At 58.3% G+C, this 13363-nt stretch carries 9 protein-coding genes and 1 pseudogene; 8 read left to right on the top strand and 2 right to left on the bottom strand.

What is annotated here, in order from left to right; translation table 11 throughout:
* Nucleotides 1-59 precede the first annotated feature (59 nt).
* Nucleotides 60-1202 carry an alpha/beta fold hydrolase gene (locus tag CupriaWKF_RS27965; protein ID WP_276101669.1) on the bottom strand — a complete coding sequence of 381 codons (1143 nt, stop codon included), beginning with the start codon at nt 1200-1202 and terminating at the stop codon, nt 60-62.
* Between the two features lie 495 nt (nt 1203-1697).
* On the opposite strand from CupriaWKF_RS27965, the gene CupriaWKF_RS27960 reads away from it, so the two are divergent.
* The 8 genes from CupriaWKF_RS27960 to CupriaWKF_RS27925 all read left to right on the top strand — a co-directional run bounded on the left by CupriaWKF_RS27960 (nt 1698) and on the right by CupriaWKF_RS27925 (nt 13056).
* Nucleotides 1698-2015, top strand: coding sequence for a hypothetical protein (locus CupriaWKF_RS27960; RefSeq protein WP_276101668.1), 318 nt, complete (start codon nt 1698-1700; stop codon nt 2013-2015).
* A gap of 264 nt (nt 2016-2279) precedes the next feature.
* Nucleotides 2280-2966: an ankyrin repeat domain-containing protein gene (locus tag CupriaWKF_RS27955; protein ID WP_276101667.1), complete on the top strand. Its 687-nt coding sequence runs from the start codon at nt 2280-2282 to the stop codon at nt 2964-2966.
* Nucleotides 2967-3038: 72 nt separating this feature from the next.
* Complete coding sequence (locus tag CupriaWKF_RS27950) at nt 3039-3242, top strand: hypothetical protein (protein ID WP_276101666.1); 204 nt, start codon at nt 3039-3041, stop codon at nt 3240-3242.
* A gap of 1835 nt (nt 3243-5077) precedes the next feature.
* On the top strand, nt 5078-8008 hold the full coding sequence (locus tag CupriaWKF_RS27945; protein ID WP_276101665.1) for a tyrosinase family protein: 2931 nt from the start codon (nt 5078-5080) through the stop codon (nt 8006-8008).
* A gap of 429 nt (nt 8009-8437) precedes the next feature.
* Complete coding sequence (locus CupriaWKF_RS27940; protein ID WP_276101664.1) at nt 8438-10984, top strand: lysyl oxidase family protein; 2547 nt, start codon at nt 8438-8440, stop codon at nt 10982-10984.
* 285 nt (nt 10985-11269) lie between these two features.
* Entirely contained in the window at nt 11270-12049 is a 780-nt protein-coding gene (locus tag CupriaWKF_RS27935; protein ID WP_276101663.1) for an RHS repeat-associated core domain-containing protein, read from the top strand.
* Nucleotides 12049-12402 (top strand): hypothetical protein, encoded by a 354-nt coding sequence (locus CupriaWKF_RS27930; RefSeq protein ID WP_276101662.1) that lies wholly within the window; start codon nt 12049-12051, stop codon nt 12400-12402. The genes CupriaWKF_RS27935 and CupriaWKF_RS27930 overlap by 1 nt, the downstream gene beginning before the upstream one ends.
* A gap of 234 nt (nt 12403-12636) precedes the next feature.
* Complete coding sequence (locus CupriaWKF_RS27925; protein ID WP_276101661.1) at nt 12637-13056, top strand: Imm50 family immunity protein; 420 nt, start codon at nt 12637-12639, stop codon at nt 13054-13056.
* A 45-nt stretch (nt 13057-13101) separates the two neighbouring features.
* Here CupriaWKF_RS27925 and CupriaWKF_RS27920 read toward each other — a convergent pair.
* Nucleotides 13102-13307, bottom strand: a pseudogene (locus CupriaWKF_RS27920) (transposase); the annotation flags it as partial.
* Nucleotides 13308-13363: the final 56 nt, after the last annotated feature.

Raw genomic sequence — 13363 nt, 5'->3', positions numbered from 1 at the left:
ATCGCGCTGGTGGTGGGGCTGAGCGTCGGCCTCGGCGCCCGCAACACTCCGCGCGACGACTATTTCTCAATCAGCCAATAGGTCTGATTTTTCAGAGTCAGGGCCCTGAGGCCATAGCGTTGCGCCGCCCGTACGTCATTCCGGACGACGTAAAACATGTCGGCCAGCACCGAACGCCGGTCGCCGAAGTAGGAATGCCCGATTAGGCCGGTATCCGTGTTTGACGCGTCGACCGTTTCAATGCCTTGGCACACGACGAGGCGATCGCCCGCTTCGCCCGCTCGGGCTCCGCCATGCACCTGCTTCGACGCCATGAGCGCACGGTCGTTGGACGATGCATAAAGCGTTACGGGGGCGCCAAGTTGCGCTAGCCCCGGCGCGATCTGTTCGACAAAGACGTCGGCATCAATATCGGGGGCGGCCAAAATGACCTCCTTAATGCGCCGGACGATCGTCGGATCTTTGGCCGCCAGTGACACAAGCGTCCTAGTGAGCGCGCGGTTGCCCATGCTGTGGGCGATCAGGTAGACCCTGTCGGCGTCTGACTGGCTCAGGAGATCATGTAAGAACTGCTCCAAGTGGGGTTGCGCCCATTCGATACTCTGTTCATCGACCGTGTAATCGACAAATTGATCCTGAGACGGCCAACTGAAAAACACCGCGACGCCCGGAAAGGCGAGGTCGTAGGCAATCTGCGCCGTGCGGCGCGCGGCGTCTGTAAAGCTCACGTTATAGCCGTGAACAAAGATCAGCAGGCTCGGTTTCGAAGATGCCTTGACCTCAGTCCTTAATGCAGCAGCGAATGCCTCCTTGGTCATGACTGACGTGTGCAGGACCATCACGTCCTTGTTCGGGTCCACTCGAAATCGCATCCGCCAGAGTGAAGGCGACTCCAGTGCGCCCTGTCTATGGTCACGCGGAATGCTCACGTCGACCTCGCCATAGCTGACCAGACTTGAGCGCTGCGCGCCAAATGCCGTGGTTGGCGCGGTACTGCCAATGACCTGTCGGTCGGTCCCAAAGAACACCTTGACGAGGGCGTAAGGCGCCGGCTCGCCATGATGGGCAAGTACCGCGGGTGAAGGTAAGTAAACGGGCGGTGCGGGATTAGCAGCAGGAGGGCGCGCAGCGTGGCGCTTCTCGCGGATATCCGCCGCTTCATGTGGCTGCTCGCCGTTAGGAGGGCTCGGCTGCTTCGCCAACGGTGGCGGAGTGGGGGAGCTAGGCTGAGCGACGGGCGGTTGATATGCTGGGGAACTCGGCTGATAGAACGGCCGCTTGCGCCGCTCGACCGGCGGGCTCGGTTCAGAGATGGGGGAGGTCGGTTGCTGGTAGACCGGCGGACGATAGCTCGGCAGGCTCGATTGATTGTCGGGCTTTGGGGGTGGACTTGGGGCTGTGCACCCCACTTGGGCGGCTAGCAGCACGCTGCCCAACAAGGAAATGAAGTGTCGCATCATGCCCCCGCTCTTGTTGGTAGTGCGGCGCGGACGATCACGAGCGCTGTGTCAACGCTCCAGCTCATGAGCGAAGGATAGTCGATCGCTAATCCCGAGGCGGTAGCCGATCGCGTGATGAAAATGATCTAATGCTGAATTAAATGCCATTCAGAACGTTTCATTTTTGATATTGCGCGATGGTCGCGCGATCCCGGTCGACGGCAAATTTGCAGAGTCTCGCGGTCGCACTGCGATACCATGGGACGTGAAACCAGCAGTCAGGTCATCCAGAACGGCGGCGGCGATTTCAACCAATCGAGCAAGGGGAAGCACCATGTCGAAGACGCGTCCGCAAATGGCCCTGCGAATCGCCATTGCGTGTTGCCTGCTCATCGTGCTGGGCGGCTGCGAGAAACATGGCCGCTATCAGATCGCGACGGCGCGCGGATCCTCGCGCAGGAGGATCGCGTCTGGGTGGTCGATACGGAGTCCGGGCGGGTGAGTCTGTGCTTTGAGGCGGCGGCTCGAATCCGTTGCCTGCCGCAAAGCGGGCCGCCCGGCCAGCCGGGCAAATAACGGTAACGACGGCTGTTCCAAGGTGCCGGCGCACAAAATTTAGTGCTTACAAGCAAATTGACTTCCTACGAGGCGACGTTCGCTGCGGCGGCCGTCCGGGCCGCGACAGTGGCCAGCAGCCCGGGCCACTGACCCCACGAAACGGGGGTACGAGCGGGCCGAGGTTGTCACTACGCTGGCGGCTTTCCACCGGAATCGCGCCATGGCTAAGCAACCGGAACGGATGTGTTGATTGGCGGCGAATCGGATCGAAGAAAGGGGACCATGTCGAGTTTCAAGGAAACATTACAGCGCTACGACTCCGCCTATCTGTTGCAGCGCCGTGCGCTCGGCGACGAGCTCTCCGAGGACGCCCATGCGACCATCGAGGCGATTCTTACCGAGCGCGGCGAGGCGGTGCCGCCGCGACCGGCAGCGCCGATTCTGTTGGATGGGTCCGGAAGGTCCCGCAGGGTCGAGTCGCTGGGCAAGGGGGCTGGCCAATTCCTGCTGGTCATCGTCACCATGGTGTTCGCCAAGATGCTCGCGCATACATGGATCGGGCTCGTAGCGAGTGTGGCGCTGATCCTGTACTTCGCCTATGGCTGGTTGCGCCACTGGACGCTCACGCCTGCGCAGCGCGAGGCGCGCCATCAGGCAAAGCTCGTCGAGCAGAACGGCCTGACCGAGCTGATGCAGTCTGCGGCAGATGGCGATCTCACGCGCGTCAATGACCTGCTGCGCTATGGAGTGGACGTCAATGCGCGGAGCGGGCGCGGGGCGACCGCGCTGATGTACGCCGCGCGAAATAACCGGCTTGAGATCGCCGACGCGCTGGTCGCCGCCGGGGCCGACGTCAACGTGCGCTCGGAGGGGAATTCCACGGCGTTGTCCATCGCGAGCCGCTTTGGGCATCAGGCGCTCGCGGACTTTCTGCGTCAGCATGGGGGAGTCGATCCCGACCCGACGTGACGCCGCCGAGCCGGCAAGTGAGAACACCTCGCCGGTCTCGCGTTTGGTCCGTTGCCAAGGGAGACGCCCGCCATGAGCGCCCGCGTCGTCGAAGCCGCGCTGCTTACCCGCTGTGCCGCCGTGGCCCGGGAGGCGGCGCCGTGCGCCCGCGATCCGCGCGAGGCCAACGTGCGCCTCGTACTGGTTGTCCTCGTAGATCTCGCGGATCAACTGGCGCAGGACACGGTCTTGCGTCGTAAGCAGATACTGTCCACCAGCAGGGGACACTGCCGCTGAATGAGAGCTAGTCATCCAGCTCTTGTCCAAAATAATATTTATGGCCTGGCCGGAACCTCGCCACCGAGTGGAGGAAGGGACATCTTGAGGTAGCGCGTAGATAGTCCCCGGACTCTCCTTGAGGCGCTGCCAATGCCCTAGCGGCGTCCTCCACTCGGCAAGCTCGCAAGGATCTACCATGAGGCTTACCCACATTCGGTCCTCATCAACAAAATCCAAGCTCTCCACTTCGCCTTGGTACGCGAAATGGAGAACATCTAGGCCAGGGTATCGCGCCGCACGCGCGAGCTGTTCAAAAGTTGCAGTCATGGTTCAACGCCTTTCGAGGATAAGCTCGGACGGTGACCCACAGCGGGCTGATCTTGCCCAGCTCGTCCACCGACGCGCGACACCAGCGACCTTGCCCCTAATTCCGCCAGACTGCCGAGCCGATTGCCAACGAAACGATCCCCCCGATACCAAAAACACCTACATACTGAAGAAACTCACGTAGTTCGTTGGCTGTCATAGAAGATGAAAGCTGCTGCTAACGTTATTTAGGCACACGACGTCGAGATTATCCGCTCAATGAATGCGATTAACAAGATAAGGCAACCCATCGTCTACTGTGGCCGCGAGGAAACGTCCCCGAACGGCGCTGGCATCATCTTCAACAGGCCCACCAGGACTGGTGCGCGCGCAAGGCGCAATCCGAATCCTTTTCAGTAGATCCCGTTCTGCCAGAGAACTTCGACCAGACGCCCAACGAAGCCCGTTCAGCGGCGGAGTTGGACGAATGGTGAGACCGGCCATACGCCGTGACGCGTGAAGACGGTCAGTTTGAAGTTCGCTGCCTGGATGGCGGCGCGTGGGATAGGTCCACGAACTACGGCGTTGCTGCAAGTCCGGACGAAGCCAAACAGCTGGCAGCAAGGAAGCTGGCGGAATAGAAGCGTTGGCGCGCGCGACCAACACTCATGCTTGACGACGGCTACTCGATTGTTCGCATGCCACAGCGCCCGATCAGGAGATCGAGATCCTGGCAGAAGTAGATTCCTCTGAAGCATATGCCACCTGGTTCAAAGAAAACGGGTACTCGTAATCGAAATCGTCACCCCGCGTGGCTGTCTCGGTACGCTAGAGTGCCAGGACGGCATCGAGCGCGGCCAGCGGCTTGTCCTTGTCGCCCTCTTCCTTGATCCATGCGACGGAATCAATGAGATCTCGCGTTTCGCGCATTGCCTGCACGGCCACATCTGCCCCGTGTCCAGGCCTGCATGCAGCCGGGCGTGTCCATCGCCGCAGTCGCCTTGCAGCATCAGTAGGCTTTCTGTCTGTTGGAGGCTCTCATCCAATAAAAGCGCTCAGAGTCGCTCATTTGGCGTAAAAGTGTTTCAAATCTGATATTAAAAAGCATTTACGCCAGATTTAAAAAAATAAGCTTGACAGACTCGCTTGATTGCCACCCTGGCAACTCCTATGCTCCAAATGCCCAACCCGGCAATCAACTATTCGGTCTTGCACTGCGGCCAAATGCTTTGCGCCCCTGAGACGCAGCTTCACGGTGGAAACCATACGTGGCTGATCTGGCGGGGACGGCTGGCCGCGAGGCAAGCGTTTGCGCCAGTGCCGCTGGAGGCAAGGCGATCCGCTGGACATGCGGATACGTGGGATGGCTTGAAGAAGCAAGAGGAAAGCGAGGTTCTCACGGCTGGTCTAGTAATTGATCACGGTGATCCCTGGCGGCTAAGTCTGTGGTGCCAGTCCATTGAATTGACTGGTTCGCGCGCATGCTCCATCTGCGAGTCGACGTTCTAAAGCACACTTTCCGTTTGAGATACGGTTGGGAGTAAGCCATGGCACTGGGAGACGGCATCAGGCGGAATATCAAATCGGTCGATCCTGCGGAGCGCGCCATGCTGCGCGACGCTATCAAGGAACTGAACAACCGATACTATCCTGGCAGCCGGAGCGATACGCCACCGGGCGGCGTGAGCTGGTGGTTCAAACAGGATGAGATTCATCAAGCGACACACGTGCATGGTGGCCCCGAGTTTTTGCCGTGGCACCGCGAGATCACCAACCGCTTCGAGGCACTGATCCGGGAGATCAACCCTCAGTTGTCGCTCCACTACTGGGACTTCAAGGAAGATCCTCGCGCCCTCCCCAATTCAAACCTCGGAGGCGGGAACACTGGAACGCTCAACTTATTCGACGTCAATTTCATGGGGTCGCCGGGACTCCCAGACGGTCAAGCCGTGAATCCCGGTGATGACGCGATTGGAGATCCTTGGCTCAGCGCGGGATTCTACGACCCACTGGCCGGTACTTCCGGTCACCCACAGGATCGGGACAACAGCACCAATCCAGTCGATCCCCCACAGTACGTCGAGCGACCGTCCCGCTACCCCGGGCCGGCTCCAGCGCCGCTCATCACTGCAGCACAGGAGAACCACGTCCTGGGCCTTCAGGACTTCGGCCCTGCAGTCCCTAATAACCATGGAACCGACCAGAACTTCGTCAACAACGTCATGCCGAACTATTTCCGTACGGCGTGGGAAACGATCCACAACTCGGCGCACCCTTATTTCGCTAACATCAGCCCGCATGATGCTTTTCGCGACCCGTTTGTGTTCCTGCTCCACTCCAACGTCGATCGGGTTTACGCCATGTGGCAGTGCGATCCGATGCACCCGGAGCGGCTGGATCCGAACCAAGTCTATGGGCTCGAGTCGAACATGGACGTGGACGTCATCGCGGTGGGAGCCCATTCGAATCAGAACCTTAAGCATCTGGTCGAACCTTGGAGCACAGGTCACGGCGAATATCATGACATCCGCCCGTGGGAGCCGACTCATGAGAACCAAGGCTCTCCGCACGACTACCACGATCTCTCTGTCGTCGCGCCACCGTGCTATGACACATTGCCGACCACAGTGCGCGTTATAGCGGCCGAGAATCCTGGCAACGACATCAACTTCAACGAAGTGCCGCAGGGCGAGACCGCTTCCCGCGCCGCCGTCTTCGAGATCTTCGCGTGCGGCGCTGTCACGCTGCAAGTAAAGCCTGGCTTCGGGCCTAGCGCGCCCTACTCTGTACAGAATCCTCCTGGGGACACCGTTGTTGTGCCCAGCGGCCCTCACCAGTTGCAGGTAGCCCGGATATGGTTCCAATTTACAGGTGGGGCGCCAGGACCGGCTCCCGTTGGATCGGTGACGATCCACTGCGTGGAAACTAACCAGGACTTCGTCTTCTCCATTCACGGCAACAGCATCATGCGGCCTACGGTCGGCGTGATGCTTGTTCTGGATCAGTCAGGAAGTATGGGCTGGCTCGCCGGCGTTGACGCCACCACAAAGCGGATCGACGTACTCCATCAGGCGGCGACGAACTTCTGTCAACTCGTTCAGGCCAACAACGGGGTAGGTATGGTGAGCTTCGACCAGGCAGCCTACCCTGGGTTTAATGTCACCACGCTTACCGGCGCCACAAACGATCCGAACCTCATGAACATGGTTACGACCATCGACAATCTACAGCCTCAGGGCGCGACGTCGATCGGGAATGGAATCGCCCTTGGCAGGACCACGCTCAACCCTGTGAACGCGTATCTCAAGAAGGCCATGATCGTGTTTACCGATGGACTTGAGAACACCTCTCAATTCATCGCTGACGTCATGGGAAGCCTAGACGCGCAGACCTTTGCCATTGGTCTGGGTACCGCGCAGCAAGTAAGCGCTGGGGCGCTGAATGCAATAACGAGAAGCACCGGCGGCTACGTGCTTCTTAGCGGCCCGCTGAGCCCCTCCATCGACGATCAGTTCCGCCTTCGGAAGTATTTCCTGCAAGTACTTGCAGGGGTCTCCAACACGAGCGTCGTTACTGATCCGAACGGGACCATCTTTCCCGGTATGAAGGTACGTATTCCCTTCAAGCTAAACGAAGCCGACATCGACGCAACCACGATTCTTTTGACCGATCATCGGGGAGTCAATTTCTACATCGAAACGCCTGCGGGGGACGTAATGACGCCTGCATCGGCCGCAGGCTTAGGGGCGGCGCATGGTGTAGGCACCAACATGAGTTACTACAGGTTCACGCTTCCGCTCGCGCTTGGAGCGCAACCGGCCCGGGCTGGGACCTGGTACGCGATTATCGAGATGGCCGACCGGAAGGGATCGCGCTGGGCGGCTGCCAACGCTGCGGGTGCGAGTTCGGGCGGAATCCGTTACAGCTTCACCGTTCAGTCGTTCACGAACCTTCGGATGGACGCACGGCTGACACAAAACAGTCTCCAACCCGGGGCCAGCGTCACTATTTCCGCGACCCTCACGGAATACGGTATCCCAGTGGAGCACCGCGCTAACGTGTACGCGGAGCTGGATTTGCCCGACAATACCCGGGTGACGCTGGTGCTGCCCGAAACAGATCCGGGCCGCTTCCACGGCAGCACGACTGCGATCCTTGCGGGAGTCTACCGGATCCGTCTGGTGGCGTCCGGCCTCACTATGCGGGGGGTCCCTTTCACACGCGAACAACTACTTTCCGCGACGGCCATTCTAGGTGGAGACAACCCGCTGCCGACAAGTGGACCGTCCACGAAAGCACGGGATGAGGAACTGTGCAGGCTGATCCAGTGTCTGCTCGGTTCAAAGTCACTAGGTCATCTCCTCGTGGAGCGCGGTGTCGATCCAAAGGCCGTCGCATCCTGTTTCGAGACGTGGTGTAAAGCGAGACTCGCCGGTCCGACCGCACAAGAACTCGCAGAGCGTGAAGGCACAGCGTAACTGCACCAGTAGTTTGGTGAAGGAAGCATAGTGGGCAGTCGCGCCAGCGCGGACGGTAATGGAATCAGGCATGTGTCGCTGTGCGCGCTTGGGAGCGGCAGCGGCAATCGCATCATCATCGCCTGGCGCGACAGCGTTCCCAGGTTTTCGGGGTCATTGACCCTTTCCTCAAGGCGGTTCGGCGAATGCAGCGTGATCTGGAGAGTTCGAACATCGGGGCGGACCCCATAGGATGCGAGTCGCTCTTGGCAAATATCAAAAAAAATTGGCGTATCGTCTCTTTGCCTCGCCGTTGCCGTCGGAGCGCGCGTTAGAGGGATTTTGGAGCAGCAGCCATGTGCATTCAGATTGCAACGCGGCAGGCACTGGACTGCTGCCTGGGAAAATTCGGCTCTGTTGCGGTCCCCGAAGCTAAAAGGGAGGTTCGTCATGGGTGTTAATTTGGTCCCGGAGCTGCGCCGTTTCGCAGTCGTTGATTTCGACTTTCCTGATGCAGCGCATGTGCCAGCAAATCAGAAGTCCGGCACTGCCGGCTCAATTCTGGACGGCTGCGTGACGCCAGGCATGCATCGAATTCTGAAATTCGATTTTATGAGCAAAAACATCGGAGACACCGACTTGGTCATCGGCGACCCTAAAAACCATCCCTCGTGGTACGAATATTCGCAAGCGCACGGTCATTTTCATCTGAAAGACTATAACGTCTACGCGCTTTACAACGCCCAAGGAGACGAGGCCGCTCCGGGCAAAAAGCAGGGTTTCTGCATGGTCGATATCGAGCCCATCCAAGATTTCGCGAACCCGGGCCAGAAGAAGTTCACCGACTGTGTGAGCAACCAGGGAATCACGGTGGGATGGGCCGACGTGTACAGCCGAGAACTGGCTTGCCAGTTTATCGTTATCGACGGCGTACCGGACGGCGACTACACAATCGTGGCTACCACGAACGCCAGTCACGTAGTTCCCGAGGACACCTACGACGACAATACCATCTGTGTTGGCGTCCGCCTCGCTGGAACCGGCGAACAGAACATCATCGATCCACCGATTTACCATGCTCTCACAACCCCAACGGTAAACTTCAACGATGTGCCAGCAGGTGAGACCGCCGTTCGCCCGGTAGAGTTCGAAGTCCGGTCTTGCCGTGCCGTGAGCTTTTCGATCGTCAGCGGCCCAACCACGCTGACCGGTTCTGCCGGCACCACATTCGGAACGTTGAGTACCCCCGGCTCAATGCTGGCGGAGGAACACTCTCTTTTGCCGAGGAACGCTTTTCTCTGGCTAACCTACAAAGGCACAAATGCGGGCGACGTTGGGACGGGCGAGGTCAAGGTAAAGTGCAACGAGACCGGGGAAGAATGGACTGTCCCGATCATTGCGAACACGATCAAGCGTCCCACGGTGGCCGTTGTTTTGGCTCTTGACCAGTCTGGCAGCATGGGCTGGCCGGCTGGCACGGGCGCCAATCGGATAGACGTGCTTCATGACGCCGCTTCACGGTTCGTCGAGCTTGCGCAGGCGAACAATGGCATCGGCCTCGTTCGCTTCGACGATAAGGCTTACTTCGTCGACGCGGTGCTGCCGCTAACGGACCCCTCGATAGATATCAACCGGCCTAAGCTCACGGCAGACATCAAGGCAACCATGCCGCACGGGGCTACATCGATCGGAAACGGTCTAGAGCAGGCGCGCACTACGATCGATCCGGTTACGGGATACGACAACAAGGCGATTGTCGTATTTACCGATGGACTTGAGAATACCTACAAGTTCATCAAGGACGTCAAGGACCTGATCACCAATCGCACCTTTGCGATTGGTCTCGGCACCGCCCAGCAGGTAAGTACATCCGCCCTCACGGCACTTACGATGGGGACGGGCGGTTATCTGCTGATCAGCGGCGCTCTCTCAAGTGCTATCGACGATTATTTTCGCCTCAGCAAATACTTCCTGCAAATCCTGGCCGCCGTGACGAACAACAACGTCGTGAAGGATCCAAGCGGCTATATCAGCCGAGGGCAAAAGGTGCGTGTACCCTTCAGGCTCAACTCGTCCGATATAGATGCCACCGCGATCTTGTTGACTGACCTGCCCATTGTGGATTTCGCGCTTGAGACCCCCGCTGGCCACGTAGTGGGCCCCACCGAAGCACTCGCGTTAGGCGCGACGGTGGCGTCGGGCACGAACATGCTGTATTACCGCTTCGGGCTGCCATTGCTTGGTGGGGGCAAGCCTGCGCACGCGGGCTTATGGCACGCCGTTCTTGGCATTGACGATGGGGAGCGAAGCACCTCCATCTCCCGCATCGGAAAATACACCGCGCGCTACAACGTGAGTGTGCATGCCTACTCTAACGTACGTTTGTCGGCCAACCTGACGCAGGGCAGCTTTGAACCAGGAGCGACCCTGGCCCTGCGCGCAACGCTGACCGAGTTCGGTATCCCGCTAATACGCAGCGCCCAGGTTCAAGCCGAGTTGCGTCTACCAGACGGCACCCAGACCACGCTCTCGCTTACCGAGGTTAGACCCGGAGTTTTCGAAACGGATATGGTCGCGAGCCTGGCCGGTGTTTACCAGTTCCATCTGGTTGCCAGCGGATGGACACACCGCGGAGAAGCATTCACGCGTGAGCACCTTCTGACTGGCGTAACTGTCATTGGAGGCAATTCACCGTCCCCGGCAACGCCGACGGACCACCGTGGCGACCTGCTCTGCTGCCTGCTGGATTGCCTGCTGAAAAATGACGCGCTCGGACGTTTTCTCGCCGAGCACCACATTGACGCGGCAATGCTACAGCAATGCGCACGCATGTGCTGCGAGAAGAATTCGGCGACGTCCAAGGATGAACTCGCGAAAATCGAGGGAGCCGAAGGACTTCAAACATCGGATATTCTCCGACGCCTCGGCGAACTCGTGTCACAACCAGAGTTTGCGGAAGCTTTGCGCAAACTTGTTGGAGGCAGCGGCCAATCATGAGCCTGACCACCGGGTCACAGCCAAAGAAAGAACCTGAATTGAAAGCGAGCGGTGCCAAATCTATCGCGCTTCCGATGCGGCTGGCCGGCCAGTTCTCCGCTTCGCTGAGGGCGTCCTGGTAGGCCAGTTGGCGCAAGTACGCGCCCCATGCGTCCACGGGCCGCGCGCTTTCTGCGTCGGCCAGCCAGCGAGCCCGCTCGGATTCCTGCAGGCCGTTGAACCACGCGATGCCCTCGGCTGACCAACTGGGCCGGGGCCAGCCTAACCTATGACGCCAATGGCAACGTGACGGGTGACGGGAACCTGACCTACAGCTGGGACTCGCGCGACCGGCTCAGTGCGCTCAGTGGCGGCGCGACGGCCAGTTTCACCTATGATGCAATGGGGCGGCGCAGCGGCAAGACGGTGGTCGGTACCGGCACCAGCTTTGCTTACGACGGGCTGAACGCGGTGCAGGAGCTCGCCGGCGGCACGCCCAGCGCCAACCTGCTCACCGGCCTGGGGCTGGATGAGACTTTCAGCCGCACCGACATGACCCAGGGCACCAGGAGCTTCGTCACCGACGCGCTGGGCAGCACCCTGGCGCTGACCGATGGCGCCGGAGTGGTCAAGACCAGCTACGCCTACGAGCCCTATGGGGCCGTCACGGCCAGCGGCGAGGTCAGCGGCAATGCGGCGCAGTACACCGGGCGCGAGAACGATGGCACCGGGCTCTACTACTACCGTGCCCGCTATTACCACCCGGGGTTCGGACGCTTCGTGGCCGAGGATCCCATCGGCTTCGCGGGTGGGCAAAACATATACTCATATGTGAATGGTAATCCGATAGGTTATATTGATCCAGATGGCACTCAGATAACGTTTGGCCACGGAGCGCGCCACCTTCCAGGTTCGATATCGCAATCCGCGGCCGAAAGTGCAATTACATCTTACGTCATTCCAATATTACCGTATATCTCCCCAGGCGCGGGGTTTTGGGGAACCGTGAACGTTGGGGGCGTTAATCTGACGTTTCGCGCTTATCCGCTTTCTTGCGGAAAGGTAAACATAGGAACCTATTACTAATGGATCCCGAAGACTATAGAGACCCCTCGCTAGCTGAAAAAAAGCTAATCGATCTTCTAGCCGCTGCGGATTACCAGGGATCTGCAGAGATCAGGCAACAGCTGGCCTCATGCCATGTGCGTATAATTGATGATGATGGAAGCTTAAGTCTTAAAATATCCAGTCCGGTATTCGCAGCGGTGCGTTACCGGGTGCCCGTTGAATTATATGGGAAGGATATGGATGGGGTTGATATTCACGTCCTACTACACGTTGTGCAGGGAATTTGCACGGAAATTGAAATTTACAAAGACACGCCAGATCGAATAAAAATTATGCCAGAAACCTGGAGTTACTTCATTCCTGGTTCTTGATGTGAAGTTAAATTAAATGGCGTAGCTACTCGTATGTCGACGGTGACCCAATATCATACTCGGACGGCCTTGGCGAACAGCGCGGTCTGCCTCTTACGGGACCGCCGGGTGGATATTACATTAATCCGTGGAATGGGAATGTCCGGTACTATGACTCAGAGGGAAAGCGCTTCCAATTTGTCCGATGCCAAAGAAATAAAGGTAATTTAAGAGGAATATGGGAGTGACTTTACTATGAATGGTAACGGTAACGACGTAATTTCGCTTATAAATGGCGCTTATTTAGTTAAGGATGTATTTGGATATTGGCCGGCTTTCCATGACGCAGAAATAAACAGCATCTGCATCCGGAGGGCTATGGTGAGGGGCGAATCGATTCTGGAAATTCTCATATCCATTCACCATTGGGGTCAAGATAATCCGAATTATAACGGGACGGAGAAGGATTGCGTTATAGATTTTATGTTTAAAAATGTTCTGCAAGGTGGAGTTAATATTCACAGTATTCCAGACGTCGGGTGGATTGACGAAATTTCTTTCGAGGAAAATGATGGTGGTGGTATTAACGTGAATTTTAGGCCGCTATCAGGATTTGACATTGCATTTTCCTGCGAATTCGTTGAGGTTATCGGGATACGTAGGGCCTCAGATTAAGGGTAATCAAGGATAAGCGCCGACTGGAATGGGGTTCTTTCTCATTTTGGAGATTTCGAGCCCCATCTGCAGGTGCTTGTTCGCGGCGCGGAGCCGTGAGAGCTCCATCTGCTCGGGCGTGACCACTTTTGCGCCAGCATAAACCTGCCAGCCCGTTCGGCCTTCACCCAGTTGCGCAGCGTCTGCTCTGACACGCCCAACTCGCGGCCACGGCGCTTATGCCGTGCCCGGCCTTGACTCACGGCGGCCACTTGGAATTCCGCCGTGTATGCCTGCCTCGGTAGAGACTACACACGACTTATTGGGA

It is taken from the genome of Cupriavidus sp. WKF15 (assembly GCF_029278605.1).
GTDB lineage: Bacteria > Pseudomonadota > Gammaproteobacteria > Burkholderiales > Burkholderiaceae > Cupriavidus.
The sequence above is the reverse complement of the archived record's forward strand: the minus strand, read 5'-3'. Positions and strand labels throughout refer to the sequence as shown.

Bases quoted from the DNA above. Each gene is read 5' to 3' on its own strand.
- CupriaWKF_RS27960 (WP_276101668.1), top strand. From the start codon at position 1,698: ATGGGACGTGAAACCAGCAGTCAGGTCATCCAGAACGGCGGCGGCGAT.
- CupriaWKF_RS27955 (WP_276101667.1), top strand. From the start codon at position 2,280: ATGTCGAGTTTCAAGGAAACATTACAGCGCTACGACTCCGCCTATCTG.
- CupriaWKF_RS27950 (WP_276101666.1), top strand. From the start codon at position 3,039: ATGAGCGCCCGCGTCGTCGAAGCCGCGCTGCTTACCCGCTGTGCCGCC.
- CupriaWKF_RS27945 (WP_276101665.1), top strand. From the start codon at position 5,078: ATGGCACTGGGAGACGGCATCAGGCGGAATATCAAATCGGTCGATCCT.
- CupriaWKF_RS27940 (WP_276101664.1), top strand. From the start codon at position 8,438: ATGGGTGTTAATTTGGTCCCGGAGCTGCGCCGTTTCGCAGTCGTTGAT.
- CupriaWKF_RS27930 (WP_276101662.1), top strand. From the start codon at position 12,049: ATGGATCCCGAAGACTATAGAGACCCCTCGCTAGCTGAAAAAAAGCTA.
- CupriaWKF_RS27925 (WP_276101661.1), top strand. From the start codon at position 12,637: ATGAATGGTAACGGTAACGACGTAATTTCGCTTATAAATGGCGCTTAT.